Genomic DNA, 8010 nt, shown 5'->3' with positions numbered 1-8010 from the left:
CGCTGCTTGATGAGGTTGGCATTGATGTGGGCGCTAAAATAGCCCCGATTCTTGAGCGGGAGTTAGGCGAGCGTTTTGCCGCACCAGAGGCGTTCGCTGCCTTGCTGGGTGATGATCGCAAAGGGCGTAAAAATGGCCGCGGGTTCTATCTGTATAACAGCAAAAAGAAGCTGTATCGCCTAAAAGGACAAGAGAAAAAAGAGCCGGATAACAATGTTTATAAAGTGCTGGGGGTTCAACCCAACTCATCACTTGATCCGCAGGCTCTGGCCGATCGTTGTGTGTTGATGATGCTCAATGAAGCGGCACGCTGCTTGGATGAGGGGATTATCCGCACTCCGCGCGATGGTGATATTGGCGCTATTTTTGGTATCGGTTTTCCACCATTTTTAGGTGGGCCATTCCGTTACATGGATCGCATCGGAGCTGCGCAATTGGTGCAGCAACTTCAGGAACATGCGAAGCGCTTTGGTCAACGTTTTGAACCTTGTAATGCGCTATTGCAACGTGCTGAAACTAATGCGAAATTCTATCCACAATAACAATATAACCTCCTTATGTAATCACTCCTCTTAACCAGCCGTCAGGCTGGTTTTTTTATGCGTTCAACACTCGCGCTTGGCGGTATGTTATTCTGCGCGGTATACCAACGAAAAAACATAAACTGATTGAGTGAACGCTATTATGCAAATTTGGGTTGATGCGGATGCCTGTCCGAAAGTGATTAAAGAGATCTTATTTCGTGCCGCTGACAGGGTCGGGGTACAGGTAACGTTGGTGGCCAACCAGCCTCTTGGCATTCCCCCCTCTAAATTTGTCCAAGCGGTACAGGTAAGTGCTGGGTTTGATGTGGCTGATAACGAAATTGTCCGCCGTGTAGAAGAGGGTGATTTGGTGATCACGGCGGATATTCCGCTAGCATCAGAAGTGATTGATAAAAAAGGTATCGCCCTGAACCCGCGTGGTGAGCGGTATACCACGGAGAATATCCGGCAGCGCCTGAATATGCGCGATTTTATGGATACCCTGCGCTCTAGCGGTATCCAGACTGGTGGCCCTGCGGCACTTAATCAGCGTGATCGGCAAGCATTTGCTAATGAGCTAGATCGCTGGCTATTGGCATTTCAGCGTAGCCAGAAAGCGGCGCGATAAGTTCACGCGCCGCGTATTCGCTCTTTGCATCAGAGATATAATGTTAACGACACTACATTTACGCCAGATGCAGTTTTTGGCTGGCCAGTAAAAATGCCTGTGGATCGGTAATCCAATGCCCGATGTTCAGCCGCTCCTGATTCAGGTGCGCCTCACCGTGGCTGCATAAGATCAACCGATCTGCCGTGCGCGGGCGTAGCATCTCGATAATAAAACGGATCACATCAGCTCGCCGTACCTGAGTTAGCTCTTCTGCAATACGCTGGCGCTGATCAAAAGCCCAATCTTTATTCCCGATACTGACCCATGCCCGTTGTGCACGGGTTCGCAAATTGGTATCGGGTTCAGTAATTTGTGCCAGCAGCCCGTTTTTGCTTGCCTGCCACTGGGCTTCACTCAGCTCAAGCAGCACGAGCGGAAACTCATTAATAAACTCATCAATGGATTCAAGCAGATGTGTAGGCCCAGCCACCGGTGACTGCACATAAAAAATCAGCCCCGGAAAACGATTGAGCGGCAGGTTGCCTGATCCCAGCATATAACCGAGCTGTTGGCGTGTGCGCAGTTCATGGAAGAAGGTTGCTGACATTAAGTGGTTAGCAAAAATCGACAGCATAATATCTTTGGGTGCACAGTGAGCGGCCTGATAATAGACCAGTAGCGCCGAGTCTTGGTGCGGACAGTCATATTGGCGCATCAAAGTGCTCCGCCCTTGAATACTGACCAGTTGGCGCAACGTTTCTGCTCCCGAATTGTTGTCGGTTAGCAGGGCATCAGTCAGTTGTTTTCCCAGCGCTTTAGCTTGCTCTGCTGGCCAGTCACCGTAGACCAGCATTTCGATGTGTACTTGTGAAAACATCTGCTCAACAAAGGCAGGCAGTTCACTGAGTGTCACCGTTTCAAGTGCTGGCAGCAGTTTCTCATACGGTGGATTATTCGGTTGCAGTAAACCGGTCAGTTGATTAAACAGCTGTGAAATCGGTTTATCTTCAGCCACATTACGCCAGTTTCGCAGCAGTTGTTCACGAATCGTATCAAAGCGTGCCTGCGTGAACTCTCGGTGGGTGAATCGGTGCAAAATGGTGGCCAGCAACAGCGGCTGTTTGGCACTGAAACCGGAAAGATGCAGTGTAACGCCCCCCTGATGAGCATAAATATTGTAGCCGATACCGGCTAGCTCTGCGGGGTAGGTCTCTTCGGTCAGTGAATCTATTAGCATTTCAACACACAAACGGGTCAATGCCACATGGCGTGCAGAGCTGACCGCATTCAGGCTATCTATAGCGATATACAGATGCCCTTTAGGGAGATGAAACTCTGGCTCTTGGCAGTGCCATAAGCGAAAACCACTACTGTCACTCAGCAGTTGTGGGTGCGCAGTGGTATTTTCCAGTGTTTGCGGTTGCAAATGCTCGATAAGATAGGGGTTAGGTTCAGGCAGATAAAGCGCACTGTTATGCGCGGCCTGATCGCGCAAGCATTGCCATTGGGCAACCCATTCCGGTGGCAGCGGTGTAACCGAATAGGGGGTAAAATACCACTGAGCCTGTTTATCGGTGCTGACTTCCGGTGCAATTAGCGTTACGCGGCAGCGGGTTGGCTGCATCAGATCAAGAAAATGATTAATCTGTTCGGCATCGAATTGTCGCATCATATAATCACCACAAATCAGATCTTCGGCGGAATAGATAAACATATTCATGACCAAATGGCTGACCAGATCAATCGGTTTGCACGGCTCTTGAAAGTGAAACGCTGCATCGAGTACCGTGCGTTTTTCGGCATAGCGCCACGCGTGCAAACCCTGTTGCGCTATCAGAGATAAATACGAAAATATTGCGCCGATAATGGCCTGAACCTGATCAACCCCTTGAGGCGTAAGCAGTACGCTGACCGTGAAATCTTTAAAATTTGCGCCACTGATCCCGCCGCCGGCTGATAGCGTATTCACCCAACCCTGCTGTTTTAACCAAGATAATAGGCTGCCTTGCCCCTCATAACCCAGTAAGTGAGCAATAAATGAGAGCGGTTTTTGGGGATACAAAGCATCTACATTGGGCAGAGGAAAGGTCAGCGTCAGCTTGCGCATCTCTTTTTTAGGTTCAATCTGAATCAGGGTTTGCAGATCTTCGGGCCGGTACAGCGGCGGTAATGCAGCCTCTGGTGGATAAAGACGCGGCTCAGACTGAGCGGTGAGCGCTGAAATAGCCGTGGAGTCTGGAATTGCCGAAAAGTAGGTTTCAACCCACGTTTGCAGTTGCGCTAAACTCTGAGGCCCTATCACCGCAAGACACATGCGTGATGCCTGATAGTGGGTGTGGTAGAAAGCCAGCAAATCATCACGTACCGTGCGTTTTTCACGGTCGGCCAGTGTCTCTTCCGAACCGACCGAAAATTTAGCAAACGGATGCGCCGGATTTACCGTCTCTTTATGCACCTGATACAAACGGCGCACGTCATCATTAATCTTTAATTTGTATTCTGCATCAATAGCCTGCCGCTCTTTATCCACCAATTCTGGATGAAACAGTGGGGCAGTAAAAAATTGAGCAAAGCGATCGAGCCCTTCGGTAAAAAAATCTGCCGAGATATCAAAGAAATAGCTGGTATGTTCAGTGCCTGTCCATGCATTGTTGCTGCCGCCGTGACGGTTGATAAACTGCTGAAAATCGCCCGCGTGCGGATAGGCTTCTGTCCCTAAAAAAAGCATGTGCTCAAGGAAGTGCGCCATACCTTGACGATCTTGTGGATCATCAAAGTGCCCCGTTTGTACTGACAATGCCGCCGCTGCACGTGCAGTAGATGCATCATGAATCAGCAATACCCGTAGTTTGTTGGATAAAATCAGAGCGCGATATTGTTTATGATCGTTGGGGCTTTGGTGCACGGCAGTGCCTCGGTCAGTCAAAGTAAATAAAAATAAGAGGTGTTGGCAACACGCGTAAAATCATGCGAGGGCAGCGCTGTACAGACGATTATCATGTGTATTTTTGTATACAGCGTGTTCACATTATGGTGCGTGAGCAGACAGTGTGCAATTTTCTTTCTGTGCTTTTTATCAGAGGCTTGGTGCAATATTGGGGAGATAACCTATCAATATTACCACCCGTATTACAAAGATGTGGCCAAGGTTTATGAGCCAGTTTACTGACGCTAAGTGGCTAAAACACAGGGCTTATCAGGTATTGTGGGGCTAAAAATAAGTTGAAAACCCTATTGCGCAACATGCGGTAAGTATCACGTTCATTGGGTCAGGCGTTTAGTTCTTAGACATATTCAGGCACAATATCATTTTTAGGCTTAACGATTCATGATCGCGTAACAGATTTGCCTTACTGCTTATTCTGTTGCGGCATGCCGTGCATCATCTCAATGCAGTAATCAAAATATTGCGGTTCGCTTTTTTCCGGCGAATGAGTTTGCCTTCGGATAAACCGATTAAAACAGAAGATTACCGTTATTATGCAAGTATTTATTATGCGACACGGTGAAGCCGGTCATCAGGCCGCTACCGACGCCCAGCGTGCACTGACACCGCGCGGACGTGAAGAGTCCCAACTGGTTGCAACATGGCTGGCCGCACAATATAGCAAGATAACCGAGGCGGATACCGCAGGTATTGCGCGTGCGCTTGTTAGCCCCTATCTCCGCGCCCAGCAAACCTTTGATGTGGTAAAGCCGCTGCTACCGGCGATTAAAGAAACAGAGATCTGGGATGCCCTGACACCCGATTGTAACCCTCGGCCGGTAGCCGATTACCTGACCGCACTGGCAGCCAGCGGCCTAAGCAGTGTGCTAGTAGTGTCACACCTGCCGCTGGTGGGCTATCTGGTGGCTGATCTGTGTACCGGCGAAGTTCCGCCGATGTTCGCGACCTCTGGGCTGGCACATCTGCACATTGATGCCAGCACAGGTCAGGGAAAACTGCTACGCCTGATACAGCCAAACCAGCTTTTGTAGTAAGCCAGTTTTTGTAGCCAGTCGGCTTTTATTGCCGGCTTTTATTGATAGTTCAGGCTCAACATCACGGAGTCACCGGCACGTACCATTTTGTAATTGTAAGTTTAGCGTGCGGTTACTCCACCACATCTAGCAATACCAACAGCGCCGCATCACCGCCCCACTCTTTAGGGGCTTGATAAAACGCTCTCACTTCCGGATGCTGTGCCAACCACAACGGTGATTGCCGCTTTAACACATGGCGGCCATAGCCGTGCATCACACAGGCACAGGAAACATGTTCGCGCCGACAGGCTGCCAGCAGCGCGCCTAGCTCTTTTTTTGCCTCTTCTTGCGTTAATCCATGCAGATCAAGAAACAGCTCGGGTGTAAAATCACCGCGCCGTAACTGCTTGAGCTCATAATGGCTGACATCCGCTCTGACATAGCGGACTGGCCCGTCGTGCTCAATCAGTGGCTGAAATTCGTCAGAAAAGTAGAAGCTGGCATCTTTTTGCTCCTGACGAAGGCGGATTTGCGCACGTTCAGGACGCTGAATGCGTGGCGGGATTATGGTATCCTGCACTATCTTTTTCGCCCCTTGTATGGCTTCCTTAAACAAGGTGCAATCGTCTTCGGACAACGTATTTTTTTTCTTCATGTGATATCGGGTCAGTATCAGTCATTAATTATATAGTGAAACTACCACGAGATTATCACGTTGCGAGGTTTTACACGTGGATAAGATTTTTATTGATGAAGCCGTCAATGAGCTGCATACCGTACAAGATATGCTGCGCTGGACAGTCAGCCGCTTCAATGCTGCCGGTATTTATTATGGTCACGGTACAGATAATCCGTGGGATGAAGCCCTGTCATTAGTGCTGCCAACCCTCTATCTGCCGCTGGATTTACCGCAAGAGATGCGTAACTGCCGCCTTATCCCCAGTGAGCGTCACCGCGTTATCGAACGTGTTGTGCGTCGGATTAATGAGCGCGTACCGGTAGCGTATATCACCAACAGTGCTTGGTTTTGTGGCATGGAATTCTATGTGGATGAGCGGGTATTAGTGCCACGTTCACCGATTGGTGAGTTGATCCAAAACCATTTTGCTGGCTTATTACCGCGTGAACCAAAGCGTATTTTGGATATGTGCACCGGAAGCGGCTGTATCGCCATTGCTTGTGCCGCACAATTTCCTGATGCAGAGGTTGATGCTGTAGACATTTCACCAGATGCACTGTCTGTTGCTGAACACAATATCTACGAACACGGCTTAGAGCAGCAAGTTACCCCGATTCGCTCTGATGTTTTCCGCGATCTGCCGCAGGATAAATATGACCTGATCGTCACCAACCCACCGTATGTTGATGCCGAAGATATTGCCGATATGCCTGATGAATATCGCCATGAGCCAGAGATTGGTCTGGCATCAGGCCGTGATGGGTTGAAACTGACCAAGCGCATTTTAGCCTGTGCACCGGATTATCTGAGTGATGACGGCGTACTGATCTGCGAAGTGGGCAACAGCATGATCCATTTAGAAGCGCAGTATCCTGATGTGCCATTCACGTGGCTGGAGTTCGAACACGGTGGCTTGGGTGTCTTTATGCTGACCCGTCAGCAGATTGTTGATCACTACCACCATTTTTCGATTTACCGCGATTGATTATTTACCGTGATTGATTAATGCGGGCTCATTTGCCACGGTTTATCACGTGTAAAACCGCGTGGTTTGGGCGATGAGCCGCCATTTTTAGCGTAATCTGGCAGAAAATGTGCAAATTCCGAACGGGCAGCCTTGAGCTGCCCGTTTTTATTGCGCATTATCAGGGAAGGTAAAAACGCAAAACATAAAGCGTAAAACATAAAAACAGCGCAAAACCCCCAATAATAACGATGAATATAAAACGGATGGACTGATGGCAGGGAACAGTATCGGACAACTTTTTCGGGTGACGACCTTCGGTGAATCACACGGTATCGCATTAGGATGCATTGTAGATGGCGTGCCGCCGAATATCAGCCTGACCGAGGCTGATTTACAGCATGATCTGGATCGCCGTCGTCCCGGAACATCACGCTATACCACACAGCGCCGTGAACCGGATGCGGTAAAAATTCTCTCAGGTGTATTTGAGGGAAAAACCACCGGCACCAGCATTGGGCTGTTAATCGAAAATACCGATCAGCGCTCACAAGATTATTCGGCGATTAAAGATCAGTTCCGCCCCGGCCATGCCGATTACACCTATCACCAAAAATACGGCCTGCGTGATTACCGCGGCGGCGGACGCTCCTCTGCCCGTGAAACCGCGATGCGTGTTGCTGCGGGGGCAATTGCCAAGAAATATCTGCAACAACAGTTTGGTGTACAGGTGCGCGGTTATTTATCCCAAATGGGGGATATTGCACTTGATCTGGTTGACTGGCAACAAGTTGAGCAAAACCCCTTCTTTTGCCCTGATCCCACAAAATTAGAGGCTCTAGATGCGCTGATCCGTGATCTGAAAAAAGAGGGCGACTCGGTCGGCGCAAAAGTGACGGTGATTGCCGAGCACGTGCCGCTTGGCTTGGGTGAACCAGTTTTTGATCGCTTAGATGCCGATTTAGCCCACGCACTGATGAGCATTAATGCGGTGAAAGGGGTCGAGATTGGCGATGGTTTTGCCGTGGTCAATCAGCGTGGCAGTGAGCACCGCGATGAGATCACCCCGCAGGGTTTTTTAAGCAACCATGCGGGCGGTATTTTGGGCGGGATCAGCAGCGGCCAGCCGATTGTGGCACATTTAGCGCTAAAGCCAACCTCAAGCATTACAATTGCGGGACGCTCGATCAACACCCAAGGCGAGGCGATTGAGGTGGTGACTAAAGGACGGCACGACCCTTGTGTCGGCCTGCGTGCTGTGCCGATTGCC

7 protein-coding genes are annotated in these 8010 nt (G+C 49.7%); 5 read left to right on the top strand and 2 right to left on the bottom strand.

What is annotated here, in order from left to right; genetic code table 11:
* Both ACRC27_RS00065 and ACRC27_RS00060 read left to right on the top strand, forming a co-directional pair.
* On the top strand, positions 1-542 hold a 542-nt coding region (locus tag ACRC27_RS00065), incomplete at its 5' end, for a 3-hydroxyacyl-CoA dehydrogenase family protein (protein WP_438638747.1).
* A 142-nt stretch (positions 543-684) separates the two neighbouring features.
* On the top strand, positions 685-1152 hold the full coding sequence (locus tag ACRC27_RS00060; protein WP_438630867.1) for a YaiI/YqxD family protein: 468 nt from the start codon (positions 685-687) through the stop codon (positions 1150-1152).
* Between the two features lie 58 nt (positions 1153-1210).
* On the opposite strand, the gene ACRC27_RS00055 is transcribed toward ACRC27_RS00060, so the two are convergent.
* Positions 1211-4039, bottom strand: coding sequence for an insulinase family protein (locus ACRC27_RS00055; RefSeq protein WP_438638746.1), 2829 nt, complete (start codon positions 4037-4039; stop codon positions 1211-1213).
* Positions 4040-4614: 575 nt separating this feature from the next.
* Here ACRC27_RS00055 and sixA point away from each other — a divergent pair.
* On the top strand, positions 4615-5112 hold the full coding sequence (gene sixA, locus ACRC27_RS00050) for a phosphohistidine phosphatase SixA (protein WP_438621609.1): 498 nt from the start codon (positions 4615-4617) through the stop codon (positions 5110-5112).
* 115 nt (positions 5113-5227) lie between these two features.
* Here the strand turns inward: sixA and smrB are convergent, their stop codons facing one another.
* Complete coding sequence (smrB, locus tag ACRC27_RS00045; RefSeq protein WP_438621610.1) at positions 5228-5752, bottom strand: endonuclease SmrB; 525 nt, start codon at positions 5750-5752, stop codon at positions 5228-5230.
* A gap of 76 nt (positions 5753-5828) precedes the next feature.
* On the opposite strand from smrB, the gene prmB reads away from it, so the two are divergent.
* Together prmB and aroC are read left to right on the top strand one after the other, a co-directional pair.
* Positions 5829-6761, top strand: coding sequence for a 50S ribosomal protein L3 N(5)-glutamine methyltransferase (gene prmB / locus ACRC27_RS00040; RefSeq protein ID WP_438621611.1), 933 nt, complete (start codon positions 5829-5831; stop codon positions 6759-6761).
* A 253-nt stretch (positions 6762-7014) separates the two neighbouring features.
* The coding region (aroC, locus tag ACRC27_RS00035; RefSeq protein ID WP_438638745.1) for a chorismate synthase at positions 7015-8010 on the top strand (996 nt) is incomplete at its 3' end.

It is taken from the genome of Plesiomonas sp. (assembly GCF_051650925.1).
GTDB lineage: Bacteria > Pseudomonadota > Gammaproteobacteria > Enterobacterales > CAMTGL01 > Plesiomonas.
Note: the sequence above shows the minus strand (reverse complement) of the source record. Positions and strands in the feature narration are given on the sequence as shown.

What these genes read in the sequence shown, in the direction of transcription:
- smrB (WP_438621610.1), bottom strand. Translation starts at nt 5,752, where the DNA reads ATGAAGAAAAAAAATACGTTGTCCGAAGACGATTGCACCTTGTTTAAG.
- sixA (WP_438621609.1), top strand. Translation starts at nt 4,615, where the DNA reads ATGCAAGTATTTATTATGCGACACGGTGAAGCCGGTCATCAGGCCGCT.
- ACRC27_RS00060 (WP_438630867.1), top strand. Translation starts at nt 685, where the DNA reads ATGCAAATTTGGGTTGATGCGGATGCCTGTCCGAAAGTGATTAAAGAG.